Source organism: Streptomyces sp. NPDC058685 (genome assembly GCF_042714725.1).
GTDB lineage: Bacteria > Actinomycetota > Actinomycetes > Streptomycetales > Streptomycetaceae > Streptomyces.
This window is the reverse complement of record NZ_JBHXSL010000016.1, coordinates 56,870-72,771: the sequence shown is the minus strand read 5'-3', so window position 1 is coordinate 72,771 and position 15,902 is coordinate 56,870. Positions and strand designations below refer to the sequence as shown.

The following is a 15,902-nucleotide window of genomic DNA, read 5'->3' as shown; positions in this document are numbered from 1 at the left end:
AAGAGGAGCCATGCGCATCTGCGTGCGGGGGCGGGGCAGTGGTGATCTGCCTCTGACGTCGAGTACCGCCGAAGTCGGTCGCACGGTGTCCGGGCGTGAGATGGACCGGTGGTGCCAGCACCGGCCTGTGGCCGGAACATCCTGCAGCAAGGGCATCGAATCAACTCCCTGCAGCAAGTCGGACGTTCTGGTGCTCATGCGCCAACCGTCAGTCATGGAACTTGGGGGCGTGCTGTCGGTGGCTGGATTTACCTTCCGGGGCGGGTCAACGGTGCGCGATGCCGCACCCTGTCGGGACCTCGGTGATCGACGTCTAGGAACCGCATAGGTGCGGATCTGTCTTTAGTGAGTTGTGGTATTGGGAGCGGGGGCGGTGCAGCCGTGATGAAAAAGAATGTCGATTGGGTGCCCGACGCGGGGTTGGTTCGCGAGGTTGACGAGCTCTTCGAGCGGGCGATCAACGCGTATCGCGCGAATTCGAACCTGATCACGGAGCACGCCAACCAGGAGGAGTCCATCCGGGTCGGCGGCTACTCGAACCGAACACTCTTGGAACTGGTGCAAAACGCGGCTGACGCGATGTCGGGGGCTGCCGAGCACGAGGAGGGAGCAGGGCGGGTCGAGATCGTCCTCGACCTCGACCGCCAGACACTGTATTGCGCGAACGCCGGTCGTCCGTTCTCCCGAAGCGGCCTCACCACGCTCGCCCATGCGCACCTCAGTGGCAAGCGGGGCGACGAGATCGGTCGGTTCGGGCTCGGTTTCAAGTCGGTGCTCGCGGTCACCGACACCCCGCAGGTGTTCAGCCGATCGGTCGCCTTCGAGTTCAACTCTCCGAAGGCGAAGGCGGCGATAGCGGCGATCGCATCCGTACCCAAGAGGCTTCCGGTCCTGAGGACCCTCACCCGGATCGATGCGGAAGCCGAATTCGCCAAGGACCCCATCCTGGCCGAACTGGCGGAGTGGGCGGTGACGATCGTCAGACTGCCGCACGCGACGAGGCTGGAGAGTCTCAAGAAGGAGATCGAGGAATTTCGCTCCGAGTTCCTCCTCTTCGTCAGCTCGGTTCGTGAGATCCGGCTCCGGGTCGTAGGAGCCGACACGGACTTCGTGACGAGTCATGTGTCGCGCGACCTGGGCGACGGGAGGTTCCGAATCGAGCGTCCCGACGGTGACCACGACGAGTGGTACGTCGACAACCGAATGCACGCACCCAGTCCCGAGGCTCGGATCGAGGTCGGGGAAGCGGTGTCGCGTGACCGGATGAAGGTCACGGTTGGGATGCCGGCGCGCTTCGCTCAACTGAAGACGGGCGAGTTCTGGTCGTACTTCCCGCTCAAGGACAGGACATCCGCGTCCGCCCTCTTCAATGCGCCCTGGAGCGTCAACGACGACCGCACCACCTTGCTCACGAACACGTACAACCGGGAGATCCTCGTGACTCTCTCGGAAATGTTCGTCGACATGCTGCCGAAGGTCTCGTCCGTCGACGATCCGGCAGCACATCTGGACTACATGCCCGCGCGTGGCCGTGAGACCCACTCGTTCGGCGATGAGATCCTCTGCGTCCATGTCCCGCAGCTCGGTAGCGGGAAGGCTCTGATCCCCGACGCGACCGGTGCGTTGCGCACGCCACTGGAGCTGCGTCCTCTCGACTTCGGTGTCGGTGACGCATCCGAGCGTGACCACGAGGAGTGGATCAGGTCGCCCCACACCGACGACGCCGTGCCGCACTGGCGCTGTTATGCCAGCGGACAGCGTGCGACCCGTCTGAGGGCGCTCTACGTGTGCAGCGTCTCCTCCGCTTTCGCCGACTCACGTTTCAGGGACGAGCTGAAAGCGTTGGAGAGGATGCCCAAGCGAGGTGTCCTTTCCTGGCTGCGCGAGTGGGCGGAGGGGCCCAACGTTGCTTCTGCGGCGAAGGCGCTCGATTTCGTGCTGAGGAATCCCAACGGCTTCGGCCCTGCGAAGGTCATACCGACGACCGGCGGCATGTTGTCCATCAAGGACCGTGACCGGGTCTTCCTCCATCGTGCGGAGGACGTCGACATCGACGGATCGTGTTTCGTCGATCCGAACTTCCTGGCCATTCCCGGCGTTGAGAAGAAGCTCGTGGACAGGGGGTTCCGGGACCTTGATCCACTCGCGATGTTCGAGGCCAGGATGGCCAGGCTGTCACCCGAGTCCCAGGACGACGAGCTCCCGAAGTTTTGGGACGCCGCCACTGATGTGCCCATGGCACAGGCACAGAAGGTCGTGGCGGGCAACAAGGCGGGTGCTCTCAGGGTTCCTACACTCGATGGTGGTTGGGCCTTGCCCACGTATGTGCTGGACATCGACGGCCTCGGTGACTGCACTCCCGATCGAGTCCTGGACCGGGCGAGGTGCGTGCCCCAGCTCGCACACGCGGCAGGAGTCGTCACCGAGCCTATGACCTCGTACTCGCTCGAGGACGAAGTCTACTTCGAGGACTACTGCCAGTACGTGCTGGACGAAGTGAACCGGAGGCTCGGTCCCGGAGAGCGCCCCGTCGAGCAGGTCGAGTTCGACAGGGGGGACGGCCCCGGTCCGTTCTCGGTACTTCTGATGTTGCAGGAAGCGGGCGCGCCCGAACCCCTACGCGAGCGGTGGACGGAAGAACTGCTCAGACTCGACCGGGCAGGGCACTGGCTCTGCACGGACATCGACACGGGGCTCAGCCACCGGGTCCTGTCCCCTGTTCGCTGGGCAGCGGGTCGGGCCGGCCTGCTGAAGTCGACTCGCGGCCACCGGGCTCCCGATCGCGTCGTCTCCGCGTCGCTCGTCGCGTATGAGGCCCTGCTGCCTCTCTTCCGAGGACCGCGCCACGTCGAGGACGTCCTGAAACTGCCCAAGGACTTGGGCAAGGTCCCTGTGGAGGTCCTGCGTGAAGCGCTCGAGGCGGAGGTCACCTCGCCGATCAGCAACGTGGCCCTGACGGGTTTCGTCCTCACCGCGAGTCGGTGCGCATTCCCGGAGGGGCATCCGATGTTCATTCCCGCACGGGTGGGACGCGTCATTGAGAGGAGGCGGCCTGACGCGGTGTATCTGGCGACGACTGAGGAGGAACGCGAGTTCCTTACTCTGAGGCAGAAGCCCTACCTCAAGGTGGATGAGGCCGAAGCGGACGAGTTCGTCGAAGTGGTCGGATGCCGACGGTTCGAGGACAGCTTCTCCTTCTCGCTCCTGGTCGACGGCCGGCAGGTCGAGGAGCGCGTCATCGACCTGTACACCGGGCTGCGTTCGACGTTCGTCGAAGACAAGGTCACGAACGCGACCGTGGCGAAGGCCGTCCAGATCACGAAGCGTGTGACGAGAGAGGACGGTGTCGAGGACAAGTCGCTCGAATGGCACCTCCAGGGACTGACCTTGGTGGTCCAGGCAGAACTTGACGAGCGTCGTGTCCTGGAGATCGTCAACGAGGCATTCGACCTGCGTTTGTCGAACGCCGAGCAGAGCGACATCCTCCGGGTACGCGTCGACCAACATCTGGAGATGCAACGGCAGGCCGCCCGGGCCGTGTCCAACGACGAGGCGCGGCTCGCAACCTACATCGGTGACGACACGCTGAAGGAGAACCTGCCGAAGGGACTCTGGCAGGCACTCGAGGGCCAGGGCCTGGTGAACAGCTCCACGTCTGTCGCCGAGCTCTTCCTGACCGTCTATGGCAGCGACTCGATCAAGCTCCTCGCGGAGGAGTTCAGCGCCGAGGGGTACACGGACGTTCCCACGACATGGGCGGGTGGAGCGTCGACCGTCGCCTGGCTCCGGAAGATGGGGTTCGGTGCCAAGCACGCCGGGCGTCGCACCCGACACCAGGACGATGAGTTCGTCGTGCCCGGTGCCGTGAAGCTCAAGCCCCTGCACGACTTCCAGGAGAGGATCAGGGAGGAACTGGAGGAGGTCCTGACGTCCCGGGGACGGGACGGTCGTGCGCTCAAGGGCATGGTGGAGCTTCCGACGGGAGCTGGGAAGACCCGGGTGGCCACCGAAACCGTGCTGCGGCTGTTCGTCGACGGTGGCATGAGCGGTACCGTGCTCTGGATCGCGCAGTCGGAGGAGCTCTGCGAGCAGGCGGTGCAGACGTTCAGCAGTGTCTGGCGTTGGCTCGGGGACGAGCGTCCGTTGACGATCGGTCGGCTCTGGAACACCAACGTCGTCCACGAACCCGACACCGAGTTCAGTGTGGTCGTGGCCACTGACGCCAAGCTCGACCGGGTGGCCGGCACTCCGGAGTACGAGTGGTTGAGCCGGGCCTCCGCGGTGTTCATCGACGAGGCGCACCGGGCCGGCGGGTCGAAGATGTACACGAAGATCCTCAGGTGGCTCGGAGTCGACGGTCGTAGCTGGGAACGGCCTCTGGTGGGCATCTCGGCGACGCCGTTCAAGGGCAGCGGCGACGTCACCGAGCCGACGAAGGAACTGGCGGCCCGCTTCGGGCACCACAAGATGAGCGCGTTCGACGGCAACGCCTACCCGGAGCTGTCGAAGAGAGGTGTCCTCGCCAGGGTCCGACACGAAGTGCTGGACGGCGTGAAGGTCGCGCTGGAGCCGGACGAACTCGCACAGGTGCGGTCCCTGCGCAAACTCGAGCCCCAGGTCCTCGACCGCATCGGCCGGGACCAGGCGCGCATGAAGATCCTCGTGGACGACATCCTGAAGCGGGATCCGGAATGGCCGATCCTCGTGTTCACGCCGAACGTCCTGTCCGCCCAGGTCCTCGCCGCGACACTTCGTTACCGGAAGGTCGCGGCCGAGGCAGTCAGCGGCCAGACCGGACGGCAGACGCGCCGTGACGTCATCGAGAGGTTCAAGAGGAACGAGATCAGGGTCTTGGCCAACTGCGACCTGCTGATCCAGGGATTCGACGCGCCCGGCGTCCGGGCCCTGTACATCGCGAGACCGACGTTCAGCCCCAGCGCGTACATCCAGATGGCCGGCCGCGGCCTGCGCGGTCCCGCGAACGGCGGCAAGCCGGAGTGCCTCATTGTGGACGTCGCCGACAACTTCGGTGCGGTCAATGACTTCCTTGGATACCGCGCCTACGAAGCCCTCTGGCGAAAGCAGGGAGCATGATCCTCGTACCGGACCTCGCCGACATCGAGACGACGGCCACCAGCAACGCCGAACGGCGGGTGGCCCGACTGCTGCGGGCGATCGACGGCCCCCACGACGCGGTCGCCTTCCACTCCGTGAAGCTGCGGAGCCACGCGGTCAAGCAGCAGGGGGAAGCGGACTTCGTCGTGCTCTGGAATGGCGTCGTCGTCATCGTCGAGGTCAAGGGCGGGGGCGTCAGGAAGTACGACGGCGTCTGGTACTCCATCGACCGCCACGGCGACTGGAAGAAATTGCGCGAGTCTCCGATGGACCAAGCGCAGTCGGCGATGTACGCGCTGCGCGACATCCTCCAAGAGGAAGGCGTCGGTTGGTTCGCGACCGAGGCCGTTGCTCTCACCCCCGATATAGACGCGCCTCCGGCTGCCGTGGAATGGAAGGGAAGCCACTGGTGGGCCAAGAAGCAGATGAGCATCGCCGCGCTGACGGAAGCCTTCGAGAAGGTCGCCGGTGAGGCAAGGACGGCACCCTTCGGAGTCAGAGTCGCCCGGTCCGAGACTCTCCGGGCGCGTCTCTTCGGCGAGTTCACGAGGATGCCCGTCATCGATGCACAGCGGGGCGCCGTGCTGGAGGAGCAGAATCGAGCGACCGAGGGCCAGGCCCGGGTCTTGGCCGCGCTCTCCCGGAACCCGAGGATGCTTGTCTTCGGCGGCGCGGGCACGGGGAAGTCCCTGGTGCTGGCGGAGGGCGCGAGGCAGGAGGCGGGCGAAGGGAAATCAGTCCTCATCACCTTTCACTCGCCCGCCCTGGTCGACTTCTTCGGCCCGCGGATCGAGGGCAGAGACATCGATCTCCTTCCGTTCGCGGACCTGTCCCGTGACAAGCAGTACGACGTCGTCTTCGTCGACGAAGCACAGGACCTCATGAACGCCGAGGGCATGGACGCCTTGGACGCTGTGATCCGCGGAGGTCGCGAAGGTGGCCGGTGGAGGATGTTCCTCGATCCCAATAACCAGGCGCGCGTCGATGGCGAGTTCGACCCGGACGTCTGCGAGCTGGTCCAGCAGGAGGCGCTCCAGTACGACCTGGACCGGAACGTCCGCAATACCCGTGCGATCGTCCACGTCGTGCAGGAGTACCTCGGCGCCGATGTCGGGGACCCGGGCATCGTCCACGGCGAGCGAGTGGAATGGCGGTGGTCCGACGGGACAGCAGGCATCTTTGCGGCCGAAACCGTGGCTTGCGACCTCGTCGCGAACGGGGCCCGCCGCCAGGACATCTGGATCATCAGTGTCTCCGATGACGCCGAGCCGCGCAGGAGCGAGGCCGGGTTCCTCGTGACGAACCCCCGCTTCGCCAAGGGGTTGGAAGCAGAGCACGTCATCGTCTGCGACCTGCCCCAGGAATACAAAGATCGCGGTCTCGCCGCGTTCTACGTGGCTGTCACGAGGGCGCGGGTCACGCTCCACGTGGTCGCGTCGAAGGACGACAAGAAGCGGCTCAAGGATCTTCTCCGAAAGCAGGTTGGCAAGTGAACCTCACAGCGGCCCAGGAGGAGGCCCTCCACCACCTCCGAGCCTCCTACGTGGGGCCCGAGGCGGGAGACGAGGAGGTCACGGCGAACCTGCCTCACCGGCAGTACGCCGTCGGCATGCTGTTCCCGGTCGAGGCCGAAGCACGTGGACCTCGCGGTGGCGGGGACACGGACGAAGAGGTCTCCGCCGACGTGCCCGAGGGTGATGTCGAGGAGAAAGGGGCCAGCGTCCCCCTGGCCGAGGACTGGAAGCCCTCGTCCGTCGCGCTCTCCTTCGTCACCGACGGCGACGCCGTCGAAGTCGACTTCTCCTGCGGTACGTACGCCGCTGTCGAGGGGGACGGGCCGCCCAGGTGGCGGCGTACCCCGTTCTCCGTCGACGGCCTCGATCTCCGGCGAGGGAAGGGGCCCGAGCGCCTTTCCGCGGGCGGTGTCTCGGTCGAGATCGGTTCGCGGTGGCGCGACTTCCAGGGCGACTCGCTGGTCACCGTCCACGTACGCGTTCTGACCGAATCCACGGGCGACGACCGGCTCGACATCCCCCGGATGCTGTTCCAGGTCCACCTGGCCGCCGCTCCCTCCGCCGGGGCGGAGATCCTGGAGTACGACACGACGCGCTCGATTGACACCGACCCGGAAGCCGCCGAGCTGCGCCTGCGGTACCGCAACAGAAAGGTCTACGCGGTCGGGCACGGAATGGCCGCGGACTGGGATTTCGCAGGGGGCCGTTGTGCCATGGTCTTCCTCGATCCCGTACCGGCCTTCGTGGTCCCCGCCGTCGAGACCACGGGGTTCGACGAGGGGACGGTCGAGGCGGAAGCTTTGGAGCTGGGGCACCTCCAGCAGATCGACAAAGATCCCGAAGCGGTCCTTCGATCGTTGGACGCCTTCGTCGAGGCGTTCGCCGGCTGGGCCTCCTGCCAGATGGAACAGGCGGAGGCGTTCGGCGACGACAGGACCGTGGCCGTCCGGATCGCCGGCCGTTCGCAGGACGCCGTCGGCAGAATGGAGGAGGGCATAGACCTCCTCCGGGCGCCGGGACGACAGGACCTTCGAACGGCCTTCTCGCTCGGCATGGCCGCCATGCGTCTTCAGATGCGGCAGGCGTCGGTCAATCGCGGGAAGTCGGAGGAGCAGGTGCCGGAGCCGCGGTGGCGCCCCTTCCAGCTCGGCTTCCTGCTCGTGTCGCTGGCCTCCACCGTCGATCAGAGGCACAAGGACCGGGACCTCGTCGACCTCGTCTGGTTCCCGACCGGCGGCGGCAAGACCGAGGCGTACCTGGGCCTCGCTGCGATCGAGGTCTTCCGCCGACGGCTCGCCCACGGCACGGCCGGCGGGGGAACCGCTGTCATCACCCGCTACACCCTGCGGCTCCTGACCTCTCAGCAGTTCCAACGGGCCGCGGCGCTGGTCTGCGCGATGGAGATTCTGCGGGCCACGGACGACCGAGCGAAGGGCATGGCGCCGTTCTCGATCGGTCTGTGGGTGGGCAACGAGGTCACTCCCGGCACGCGTTCAGAAGCGCGTGAAGCACTCAAGCGGCTTCAGAAGGCGGCGCGTCCGGAAGAGGCGAACGAGTTCCAGGTCGAGAGCTGTCCTTGGTGTCTGAGGACGTTGGTGCCGTCGCTCAGGAGCGACAAGCCACAGGACTACGGCATGCGCCTGGTGGGCGCGGACGTCCTGCTCCACTGTGTCGACGAGTCGTGCGGGTTCGCCGACGAGCTTCCGCTCGCGGTCGTCGACGAGGTTCTGTACGAGGAGCCGCCTACGATCCTCCTGGCCACCGTCGACAAGTTCGCGCGTCTGCAGTTCAGGCCGGAAGCGGGCAGGCTGCTCGGTCTCGGGACCGCCTTCGAGCAACCGTCCATGATCATCCAGGACGAGCTGCACCTGCTCTCGGGGCCGCTCGGGACCACCGTCGCCGTCTTCGACGCGGTGATCCAGCTGCTGCTGAGCCGGTCGGGCTCCAGTCCTAAGATCGTGGCCTCGACGGCCACCATCCGCGCGTCCGAGGAGCAGGTGGAGGGACTGTACGGGCGCGAGGTCGCCCTGCATCCGCCATCGGGACTCGACGACGACCGGACCTTCTTCTCCCGCCCGGTGGAGAGTGGGGAAGGACGTCTCTACGTCGGCCTGATGCCGCAGTCCGTCTCGCAACCTTCGGCCGTCATCGCCGCCGTCACCCCCATGGTGGAGATGCCGGAGGCGCTCGCCGCCCGCGCCCCGTCCGCCGCGTCACGGGACGCGTACTGGACGCTGGTCATGTACCACAACAGTCTTCGTGAGCTCGGACGCACCGGGACGCTGGTCATCGACGACGTCAACGGCCGTCTGGAGCCCCGAGCCGAGAGGCTCGGCTTCCCGTTGCGGCCCGTCAGGGCAGTCCTGGAGCTGACGAGCCGTCGCGGTGCCGAGGAGCTGCCGAACGATCTCCGCGCACTCCGGGTCAGGGCCGACGAGTCGCGGGAGGCCGTCGACGTGGTCCTCTCGTCGAACATGCTCTCCGTGGGCATCGACATTCCGCGACTCGCGCTGATGCTCATGGTGGGGCAGCCGAAGACCACGGCCGAGTACATCCAGGCCACGAGCCGTGTCGGGCGTGGAGACACGAAAGGCGTCGTCGTCACGCTGTTTCGGTCGGGCAGGGCCCGTGATCGGTCGCACTACGAGACCTTCCGCGGCTACCACGAGGCTCTCTACCGGAGCGTGGAGCCCACGAGCGTCACGCCGTGGTCGTTGGCCTCGCGCGAGAGATCGCTCGCCGGCGCGCTCGTGGCGCTGCTGCGGCAGTCGTTCACCGCACTCGCCCCGCACGACGCGGCAGGTCGGTTCGACCTCGGGGACGACAGGATCCGCGAAGCGGTCGAGCGACTCGTGGACCGGTTCCTCGGCTATGTAACGCGCGCCGATGATCTCGAAGCCCCGGAAACACTCTCCGCGATATGGAGTCTCCTGAGGGACTGGGACCGACGGGCAGCGCAGGCACGCGAGTCGGACGAGCCTCTGTACTACCAGCGGACGATGAAAGACCAGGCAGCTTTGTTGAAGAAGTTCGGTCAGCCCGGCGAGGGGTGGCTCGTCGGAGACTCGATGAGGGCCGTGGAGCCCAACGTGGCGGTCGAGGTCCAGGAACCGCAGGAGGAGGTGCACCATGGAGAAGATCAGGCATGACCTGCGCCTCTCCGAGACGATCTCACCGTTCGGTGTGGGAGCGATTGTCGACGTCAGGGGCGAGTCGCTCATGGCGCCGGACACGTCATGGTGGGACAAGAAGTTCGCCCACGAGATCAGCTGTGAGCGTCTGATGACCCGCCTCGGTGCCGGCGTCCTGAGACAACCACCGGCGCACGCGGGTCGTGCCGCCAAGGAAACCCCCGCGCTGCCGTACTGGCGCTTTCCCGCTTGGCGGTTCTGCGAGCGCTGCGACAAGCTCTCGAAGCTGACCGGAAAGAAAAAGGGCAAGTGGAGCAACACCTGCGACTGCGGTGGCGCGCTCGTACCGATGCGATATATCGCCGTCTGCGAAAAGGGCAGCCATGTCCAGGACGTCAACTGGTTCCAGTGGGCGCATCGTGGGCGCGCGGCGAGTCTGAACGAAGCGGTCCGCTTCTGCCGTGACTACAAGGCGCTCAGGTTCCACAAGCTGGCGACCCGCGGTGAAGGCCTCGCGGCCTTGGTTGTGAAGTGCTACGGATGCGGGAACGAGCGCAAGCTCGCGGAACTTGTGACGAAGGGGGCCCTGCACCAGAACGGGATCCGTTGCGCGGGACGGCAGCCCTGGGAGCCGGAGAGCTCTGTCAAGAAGCCCTGCCCGTACGAGTTGGTCGCCGTGCAGCGCGGTGCCACGGGTAACTACATCGCCGAGAGGATCTCAGCTCTCGACATACCGGAGGAACGTCCGCAGTCCGCGGAGACGGCCGACAAGATCCGTGGTCACATGCTCTTCGGGAAAGTTGTGACCGACAACGGTGGACCCCAGTCAGAAGTGCTGGCGCAATTGATCGCCGACGATCTCGGAGTGACCGCGGAAACGGTCCTAGGCGTCGCGGCGGGAGAGCAAAGCCCCGCGGGCGAGCTGCTGCTCGACCTGAAGGACGGCGAGTGGTCGGCGTTCTTGAAGAAACTCGACGAAGGGCGCGACCGGACGGGAAGCGATTTCGTCGTCGACGGACGAAGCCTCGAAGGGCTCGTGGGACCGCAGAGCCTCCTCAGCAAGATCAGTGGCATCGGACTGGTACGCCGGGTACGGGAGGTCCGTGCCCTGCGAGGATTTCGACGCCACGACGCGGAAGCGGCGCTGATCAACGCCGATCTGGGGTCGGACCGGTCGTATCGGCCCACCTACCCGGCGATCGAACTGTTCGGGGAAGGGATCTTCCTGCGGTTCGACGAGGAGGAGCTCGCCGCATGGGAGGCGCAGCCGGAGGTGCAGGCACGCGCCGGCATTCTCAAGACGAGAAGGGCCGACTCTCCCTGGGCCGGCCGTCTCGACGTGCCGGAACCCAGGTACATCGCCCTGCACACGCTGGCGCACCTGCTGATCCGGCGGCTGGCGTTCGCGAGCGGCTACGCGTCTGCCGCGCTGCAGGAAAGGATCTACGCAAACTCCGACCGCACGGACAAGACCGCCGGGATCCTGATTTACACCGCGGCGGGGGACGCCCAGGGGACCCTCGGCGGCCTCGTCAGGCTCGGGGATCCCAGGAAGCTGATCCCTCTCCTGGTGGCGGCCCTGGACGACGCGGACTTCTGTTCCAACGACCCGGTCTGCATCGAGAGCGACCGTCAGGGAGCCTCACAACTGAACCTCTCGGCCTGCCACGGGTGCTCCCTGGTGAGCGAGACCTCCTGCGAGACCGGAAACCGGCTACTGGATCGACAGCTGGTCCTGGGCGGAAGCGACGTAAGGGGAATGCTGGACGACGTTCTGACGGACGTTCGACAGCTCAGGTGACAGATCGCCCCAGCCACGTGGCCACGACCAGGTCGCGGGTGAGCCCGTGGACTTCCGCCACCACGATCCGGCCAGATCGTTGACAATGCGTCTGTGACCTTGAGGTGCGGCAATCCCCTCGATCCTATGGCTCGTTGCCGGGTCCTTAGCCCCTTTAGGTGGGCGGCGGCCAGCCGGTGCTCCGCCCCTTGTGGGGCCCTCGGTCCTTCGGATTGATCTCCTTGCGGGACGGCTCGGGCCTGGTGGGGTTGTTCTTGGAGGGGTGTTCTTGATGCGTGCGCCTTGTGGTTCCAAGGATGTTGAGGCCGTTCCCCTGCAAGGTTGGATCGTGGAGGCGGAAGTTCACTGGTTCACCCGCGTCACCACGGACAATGCCCCAGGGCGCGTGGGTGGTTGACGTCCGCCGGCAGATGGGCCGACGCGAGCGGAGCGAGCCTTGAAGCCGTAGAGAAGGTTTCACTCACTCGCTCCGAGCAGTGCTGGGAACGAGTCGGCTCGTGAAGCCCTGGGCGCCAACCGCTCCTAGGCTGCGGTGACTTCCTGCGGAACTTCCTGTCTGATCATGGACTCCTGTTCAGCCGCGGTACCGACCAACTCATCACCGCAGGACTCCGCGGCGGCAAAGGCACCCCCAACGCGTCGCCACCCACACCCGCGTCTTCGCCACCCCAGCTTCGGCCCGGTCCACAACCGCCGAACGACACAGAAGGGCACCGGCCCCGACGGAGGCGACACCCCACCCCCCGGCCTGGGCCACCCCCGACCTCGCCGAACTCGGCCGCAAGTCCATCCCCGAGCACGCCCGCCGGTTCCTCCGCACCGCCTGAACCTTCGGCGCCCGCAAAGACCTGGAAGAGCTCCGGCTACATGCCTGGCCCACATGCTCGGCTTCCGCGGCCACTTCTCCACCACAACCAGCCGATACTCCACCACCCTCGGCGCGCTCCGCCAGGCCCGATCCGAATGGCGCCGCCTCCAAGCCGCCAAGAGCCCAGACGACACCCCGCCGGCCGCATGGGCCCTCAATCCGGTGTCGCCGACGGCTCCGATGTCCTCGCTGTTCTCTGCGAGCGCCATGGCTAGCCGTTTCCCGACGACACGTTCACCGTCCGGACCTGGAGCGGCACCCACCTGTACTTCACCGCGCACGAGGGTGAGCGGCTGCGGAACACCAGCGGTGACAAGGGCAACGGCCTCAGCTGGAAGATCGACACACGCGCGCAGGGTGGCTACGTCGTCGCGCCGGGCAGCACCGTAGACCGTCACCCGTACGAGACCGAGCGCCGCTCCCCCGTCGCGCCTCTCCCCGTATACCTCCCCGAACTCCTGCGCCCCGCCCCCCTGCCTCCACAGGCACCCGTCACGGTAGCTCTACGGACCGGCGAGGAAAATTGACGGCTATGAGGAAGCCGCCAACATGAAGATTGCAAAGTCACTGGAGGAAGACGGCGACGGGGCATAACAGTGAAGTGGGCGGTTCGGGGGTCTACCGGACCGCCCTCATCGCCCTGGGTACTAGAAATCCATGTAAGAACTGAAGCCTGCACCCTTGACAGTGCTTAGTGAAGCCTGTCGAACAACTCGGCTCAGCCGGGGTGCTAGGTGATCAATAGATGCAGAATATCGTGCACAGGTCTGTGACCGAACAGCCCGCAGCCCTACTCTGGACGTAGCCGGATCGTCGAGCGAAGGGTACGGCGTGACAATAACTCCACTGACCCGCGCGCATTTAGAGGATCGCCTCCACGTCCACCTGACGAACCACTACATGCAATTACATGGAACATTGGTGAGTGTCACGCTAGGCGCAGCCGGGTTCGCGGCGGCCAATATTGCGACCTCCGCGGGAGGGAAAGCAGAAAGTGGCCTACTGCCGTGGATACTCTGGGTGGGCGCGCTACTCGCGATGTTAGTAGTGTACGCGGGAACGGTCACCGGGGTGTTTGCGCTGCCAGCGGGCATCCCCAGCGTCTGGGACTTGGCTGTGCCTCTAGCGATCGGCTTGGCGCAGTTTATGCTCTTCGGTGCTCTGACGAGAAGCGTTGCCCAGTTCGCCACTCCTGACGGCATGGTCAGGGCATGGTTCTTCGCCATGGCCGCGGTTGGCGCGTTCGCCACCATCGGCATCTTGCGAGCCAGGCGCCTCGTGAAGGTAGCTGCCTATGACGTGGCCTTGACCGCTGGCATGAAGTACTACCGGAGCAGGCTAGTGACTGATGCTGTCGGAGCCGGTGTGCTGACATTGGTAGGTGCCGTGGGTGGTGCACTTCGAGTGGCTGGGGCTGACGTCTCACCATTTTGGACCTACGTCAATGTGTCCACCGTACTTCTCGTGCTCATCATGGGCCTCATCATGCACCACACGACAGGTAGGGAGCTGCGTAGACGGATCAGCGAGGCTTAAGTGCCCGGTCCGTCGCTAGCGGGATGCCCCAAACCTGCGGTATAGCGAACCCGCGTCAGTCGTCACCAGGCCAAGAAGCGCCACTTGTAAATGCCCCTAGCTTCCGATTGCACTCCTGGCAAGCAGAGAGTAGCCAAGGTAGAAATGGCTTAGCTGCGTTAGGGTGGTAGATAGTGCATCGTATTCCAGGCACGCTGAATTCGTAACTTGAAAGTCTACTCAGCTCTTCGGCGCCATCGCCCCAGTGGATGAGGTCCCCGTATTGGAACAGTTTGATCAGTGACTCGGGCTTCACATCCGCGTACGGGAATTCCGCCTTCCAGGCGTTCGCGTCGGACACCTTACAGTCAGCCAGGAATGTCAACAGGTATGCCCGTAGCTGGCCATGTGCGCCGTTCCAACGCTTCTGCATCTCGGCGCGACGGTCGCTCTCCGCGTCCTTGCAATCATGCACGCGTCGGCCGATCGACTTCCGCACCGTGTTGTAGCTGGCGCGTTCCTCGTTGCTGAACAACTGCCGGAAGAGGACTGTCGTCCCTTTGATGGCTTCGGGGGGGAATCGGCGGTTATCATCTCTTGATGGCTTCCGTCGTCTGCCCGATTCCAGCTCACGTTCACCCTGATGGCGTGGCTGAGAACTGACGATTCTGCCAACTCTTCGCAACAAGTTATGTAGCGACGAATCGCCGTTATTTCTTCGGCAGAGAAACCGGTCAGTGGCGGAAATTTGCGTGGATCAGGCAGGTCAAGACCAGCCTGATGAGCTGCCACCAGTAGGCGTAGCCCAATGGGTTGGCGGAGCGGTCGGCGTACGGCGGTGCGAAGCGCGACGGCTGGGGGAGTGCTGTCGCGTGGAACTCGCTGGCTGTGATCTTCACTCGACGACCTCGCGTAGGGACTGGCCCGGTGCGCCGAGCGTGTCGGGCATGTGTCGCGAACAGTGAGAGATAGCAAGAGAGAGCGGGAGACAGTGAGGCTGACTCCCGCTCTCTCGTATCGGCATCCGCGCAGGTCAGAGCGTGATAATTGCTGGCTGACTGGCGAGTGCCCCCGGCAGGATTCGAACCTGCGCACACGGCTCCGGAGGCCGTTGCTCTATCCCCTGAGCTACGGGGGCGTTCATCCCGCTTGCGCGGTGACGGGTAGAACCCTACCAGCTCACAGAGGGTCCCCGTGAACGGGTATTCAGGGGCTCCGACCTGCCCGCGAGCCGACCCTCGGGCGCCGCCACCCCGAGCCGCACCGCATCCCGTTCAGCCGCCCCCGCCGCACATCGCAGGCCACCTCGCCACCCGCCGGCCACCACCCCCACCCCCCGAACCACCCCCAGCCCCTCACCCCGCCCCCGAGCCACCCCCACCCCACCACCCCCTCCACCCCCACCCCCCGTCCCCCCACAGGGTGGAAGTCCGCAAAAGCCGGACGCGGTGCCGCCCCGCGACCTACTCTCGAGTTGTGTCAGGGGCGTCCGGCCGTGTGCTCGTTGTCGACGACAATCGGGTCATCCGGCAGTTGATCAGGGTCAACCTCGAGCTGGAGGGCTTCGAGGTCGTGACCGCGGCCGATGGTGCCGAGTGTCTGGAAGTCGTGCAGCAGGTGCGGCCCGATGTCGTCACTCTTGATGTGGTCATGCCTCGTCTGGACGGACTGCGCACCGCCGCCCTCCTGCGGGCCGATCCGCGGACCAGCCATCTGCCCGTCGCCATCATCAGCGCCTGTACGCAGTACGAGGTGGAGAGCGGCATTGCCGCCGGTGTGGACGCCTTTCTCGCCAAGCCCTTCGAACCCGCCGAGCTCGTCCGTCTCGTACGGCAGTTGATGCACCGGGAGGGCCCGCCGTCCGTAGACGGCCGGCATGGGGCCGGGCGAGCGGGAAGCACGCGCGGCTGACCGCATCGCGAAACCGGTTCGCGAAGCGCCCCCCTTCCTCCCATACG

Annotated in this window: 8 protein-coding genes, 1 tRNA gene and 1 pseudogene; 8 read left to right on the top strand and 2 right to left on the bottom strand. The window is 65.6% G+C overall.

All coding sequences use genetic code 11. From position 1 onward, the window contains the following. Positions 1 to 384: 384 nt before the first annotated feature. The 7 genes and pseudogenes from ACFWU3_RS16225 to ACFWU3_RS16195 all read left to right on the top strand — a co-directional run bounded on the left by ACFWU3_RS16225 (position 385) and on the right by ACFWU3_RS16195 (position 13,965). A complete protein-coding gene (locus ACFWU3_RS16225; RefSeq protein ID WP_384437041.1) occupies positions 385 to 5,094 on the top strand; it encodes a sacsin N-terminal ATP-binding-like domain-containing protein in 4,710 nt (1,569 codons plus the stop codon). After that, the gene (locus tag ACFWU3_RS16220) at positions 5,091 to 6,608 is read left to right on the top strand and encodes an NERD domain-containing protein (protein ID WP_384437038.1); all 1,518 of its coding nucleotides are present in this window, start codon (positions 5,091 to 5,093) and stop codon (positions 6,606 to 6,608) included. Before ACFWU3_RS16225 ends, ACFWU3_RS16220 begins: the two co-directional genes overlap by 4 nt. Continuing rightward, on the top strand, positions 6,605 to 9,778 hold the full coding sequence (locus tag ACFWU3_RS16215; protein WP_384437036.1) for a helicase-related protein: 3,174 nt from the start codon (positions 6,605 to 6,607) through the stop codon (positions 9,776 to 9,778). The genes ACFWU3_RS16220 and ACFWU3_RS16215 overlap by 4 nt, the downstream gene beginning before the upstream one ends. After that, positions 9,759 to 11,561: a DrmB family protein gene (gene drmB / locus ACFWU3_RS16210; protein ID WP_384437033.1), complete on the top strand. Its 1,803-nt coding sequence runs from the start codon at positions 9,759 to 9,761 to the stop codon at positions 11,559 to 11,561. Before ACFWU3_RS16215 ends, drmB begins: the two co-directional genes overlap by 20 nt. Positions 11,562 to 12,325: 764 nt before the next feature. Continuing rightward, a pseudogene (locus tag ACFWU3_RS16205) lies at positions 12,326 to 12,561 on the top strand (replication initiator); the annotation flags it as partial. A 131-nt stretch (positions 12,562 to 12,692) separates the two neighbouring features. Continuing rightward, positions 12,693 to 12,956, top strand: coding sequence for a bifunctional DNA primase/polymerase (locus ACFWU3_RS16200; RefSeq protein WP_384437208.1), 264 nt, complete (start codon positions 12,693 to 12,695; stop codon positions 12,954 to 12,956). Positions 12,957 to 13,350: 394 nt separating this feature from the next. Then, positions 13,351 to 13,965: a hypothetical protein gene (locus ACFWU3_RS16195; RefSeq protein WP_384437030.1), complete on the top strand. Its 615-nt coding sequence runs from the start codon at positions 13,351 to 13,353 to the stop codon at positions 13,963 to 13,965. 713 nt (positions 13,966 to 14,678) lie between these two features. Here the strand turns inward: ACFWU3_RS16195 and ACFWU3_RS16190 are convergent. Beyond that, positions 14,679 to 14,843 (bottom strand): hypothetical protein, encoded by a 165-nt coding sequence (locus ACFWU3_RS16190; RefSeq protein WP_384437028.1) that lies wholly within the window; start codon positions 14,841 to 14,843, stop codon positions 14,679 to 14,681. Positions 14,844 to 15,010: 167 nt separating this feature from the next. Further along, a tRNA-Arg gene (locus ACFWU3_RS16185) sits at positions 15,011 to 15,082 on the bottom strand. Positions 15,083 to 15,420: 338 nt separating this feature from the next. Between ACFWU3_RS16185 and ACFWU3_RS16180 the strand changes: the two genes are divergently transcribed. Continuing rightward, positions 15,421 to 15,855, top strand: coding sequence for a response regulator (locus tag ACFWU3_RS16180; protein ID WP_313944085.1), 435 nt, complete (start codon positions 15,421 to 15,423; stop codon positions 15,853 to 15,855). Positions 15,856 to 15,902: the final 47 nt, after the last annotated feature.